The following is a 2,783-nucleotide window of genomic DNA, read 5'->3' on the forward strand; positions in this document are numbered from 1 at the left end:
GCCGCGCCGTGGCCTGCGAACCGTCCGCGCGCAAGCGCGCCAGGGTCTGATCCATCGGTTCGAAGCGCGCGGCCGCATCGACCCGCGAGCCCGCGCCATACAGCACCGCCCGGCCCACGCGTCCCGGTACCGAGCACAGCAATTGCTGCGCGACGAAACCGCTGAACGAATGCCCCAGCACGTCGAAGCGGGCGATGCCCAGTTCATCCGCCAGGGCGACGAGCGCGTCCGCGTAAGCCGGGAGGCCCTGCAAGGGCGCCGCGTTCGCGCCACGCCCGAAGCCCGGCCAATCGATTGCGATCACCTCATGCCCGTCGGCCAGCGCGCCAGCCAGGCCGTCCCAGATCGCGGACGAAGAACAGAAGCCGTGCAGCAGGAACAGCGGGCGGCCTGAGCCGCGGCGGACGTATTCCATGGCGGGCGCCTCAGTTGTCCAGCACCACACCGGATTCGCGCACCACCGCCTGCCACTGCGGCGCTTCGCTGCGCCAGGCCGCGGCGAAGGATGCAGGCGTGTCTTGCCCGGGCACGAAGCCGCCGGCCAGAAACGCCTGCCGTACCTCGGGCAACGCCAGTACCTCGTGCAGGACCTCCGCAAAGCGCGCCACGCGTTCGGGCGGCGTGCCCTTGGGCGCCGCAAAGCCCCACCAATTGCCCTGCACCACGTCCGGCATCCCCGCCTGGGCCGCGGTGGGCACGTCGGGCAATCCGGCGAAGCGCTCCGGCGCCGCCACCGCCAGGGCCCGCACCTTGCCCTGCGGCATGTAGGCCGCCGCGATGCTGTAGCCGCCGATGTACATCTGGATCTCGTTCGCCAGCAGGGCCTGCACCCCCGGCGACGAGCCGCGGTAGGCGATGTGCGTCATGCCCGCACCCATGGCATGGGACAGGCGGTAGCCGGACAGATGCGGCGTGGTGCCCATGCCAGGCGAGCCATAGTTCAGCTTGCCGGCCTGGGCGCGCGCATACTGCGCGAACTGCGTGTAGTCCTGCGCCGGCACCTGTGCGCTGACGTAGACGAAAGCCGGCACATCGGCGAGCTTGCCCACCGGCTCCAGATCTGCCAAGGGATCGAAACCCAGCTTGCGGTACAGGAACTGGTTGATGACGAAATTGTTGGTCGCGCCCAGCACCAGCGTGTAGCCGTCGGGCTTGGCGCGCGCCACTTCCAGCGCGCCGATGTTGCCGCCGGCGCCGGTCTTGTAGTCGACGATGAGGGGCTGGCCCAAGCGCTTTTCCAGCAAGGGCTGGATCTGCCGCATGGCGACGTCGCCCGCCGCGCCCGGCGCATAGGGCAGGACGATGCGGATGGGGTGATCGGGATACTGCGCCCGGGCGGCCAGCGGCGAGGCCGCCACGCCCAAGACAAGCAAAACGGATACGGCGCAAGTCCGGTACGTCATGGTGTTCTCCCTGGCCGGCGGGCGGCGCCCGCGGACATGCCGGCCTCAAGGCCGGCAGATTGCTTCGCGAATGCTACAGGTCGATGCGCATCAGGTCGTGGGCCAGCCGCAGCGGGCCCGAATAGTTCTTGCGGATGTCGGCCACGATCTCGTCCATCAGGTGCGGTCCCATCAGTTCCACCGGCAAATGCTTGGCGGCGGCGCGCTTGATCACCGGGCTGGTCGAATCGAAATGGCCGAAGTGGGTCGCTACCAGGCTCTTGACGCCAGCACGGCTGGCGATGATGCCGAGGTCCGTCGGACTGGTGTGCGCATAGGTGCCCACGCCGGTCTTGGCGCGGTGCGCAATGAACGATTCGGGGAAAGTGCATTCATGGATCAGCAGGTCGGCGTCCTGCGCCAGCCGTACCATGGCTTCACAGGGCGCGGTGTCGCCGCTGAACGCGATGACCTTGCCTTCGGCCTCCACCCGCACGCCGAAGCACTCGCACACGTCGCGCGGAATGTGCTCGACCCAGTCGACCGAAATGCGCACGCGGCCGTCGTCGAACACCGGCCCGGGGCTGACTTCGCGCACCTCCGGCCGCATGGCTTCCAGATTGGCCTGGCGCACGGGATAGGCGCTGCGCGCCTGGTAGTCGGTATGGTAGGCGCCGTTCTCGAACAGGTGGTCGACGAAATGGCGTGTGCCCTTCGGCCCCAGCACCAGCGGCGCGCCGGTCTTGTTCAGCATCCAGCTGGAGATGACGAAGTAGGGATAGTCGCAGATATGGTCGTGGTGCAGGTGTGTCAGGAACACGAAGCCCACCTTGGCGGGATCGACGTTGGCGCGCACCATCTGGCGCGTGGCGCCCTCGCCGCAATCGAACAAATAGTGGGTATCGTCATCCAGGGTCAGCAGGATGGCCGATTGGCCGCGGTCGGGATCGGGCAGCGCGGCTCCGGTTCCCAGCATCGTGATTTTCATGTTTTCCCCTTTTATGCAGGACGGTTGAACTGCGATCCAGTATAGGTATGGGGTGCATACAATCTAATCAATTATTAGAATGCTGTGATAACCAACAGGAATTGCACAAAATGCCTGCCACTCCCCGCATTCCAGAACTGCATCACATCGGCGGCCGCCTGCGCATGCGCCACCTGGATCTGCTGCGCGCCCTGTACGCGCTGGGCAGCGTGCACAAGGCCGCAGCCGAACTCGGCATGACGCAGCCCGCCGCGAGCAAGCAACTGCTGGAACTGGAAGACATGTTCGGCGTGCCGCTGTTCCAGCGCACGCGCCGCGGCATCGTGCCCACGGGCTTTGGCCACGCGCTGGCGCGCAAGGCCGACGTGCTCTGGTCCGACCTGTCCGGCGCCCGCAACGAAATCGCCGCGCTG

4 protein-coding genes are annotated in these 2,783 nt (G+C 67.2%); 1 reads left to right on the forward strand and 3 read right to left on the reverse strand.

The genetic code is table 11. The annotated features are described in order from the left end of the window. From VIR09_RS06770 to VIR09_RS06780, 3 genes are all read right to left on the reverse strand, one after another. Nucleotides 1-415 (reverse strand): alpha/beta fold hydrolase (locus VIR09_RS06770; protein ID WP_332012178.1); only part of this gene is annotated, 415 nt, incomplete at its 3' end. 10 nt (nucleotides 416-425) lie between these two features. Continuing rightward, a complete protein-coding gene (locus tag VIR09_RS06775) occupies nucleotides 426-1,403 on the reverse strand; it encodes a tripartite tricarboxylate transporter substrate binding protein (protein ID WP_332012179.1) in 978 nt (325 codons plus the stop codon). A 73-nt stretch (nucleotides 1,404-1,476) separates the two neighbouring features. Beyond that, nucleotides 1,477-2,370 carry an MBL fold metallo-hydrolase gene (locus VIR09_RS06780; protein ID WP_013394808.1) on the reverse strand — a complete coding sequence of 298 codons (894 nt, stop codon included), beginning with the start codon at nucleotides 2,368-2,370 and terminating at the stop codon, nucleotides 1,477-1,479. A 110-nt stretch (nucleotides 2,371-2,480) separates the two neighbouring features. On the opposite strand from VIR09_RS06780, the gene VIR09_RS06785 reads away from it, so the two are divergent. Continuing rightward, nucleotides 2,481-2,783, forward strand: a 303-nt coding sequence (locus VIR09_RS06785) for a LysR family transcriptional regulator (RefSeq protein ID WP_332012180.1), incomplete at its 3' end; no start/stop codon positions are given.

It is taken from the genome of Achromobacter sp., assembly GCF_036567245.1.
Taxonomy (GTDB): domain Bacteria; phylum Pseudomonadota; class Gammaproteobacteria; order Burkholderiales; family Burkholderiaceae_B; genus Achromobacter.

What these genes read in the sequence shown, in the direction of transcription:
- VIR09_RS06775 (WP_332012179.1), bottom strand. Translation starts at nt 1,403, where the DNA reads ATGACGTACCGGACTTGCGCCGTATCCGTTTTGCTTGTCTTGGGCGTG.
- VIR09_RS06780 (WP_013394808.1), bottom strand. Translation starts at nt 2,370, where the DNA reads ATGAAAATCACGATGCTGGGAACCGGAGCCGCGCTGCCCGATCCCGAC.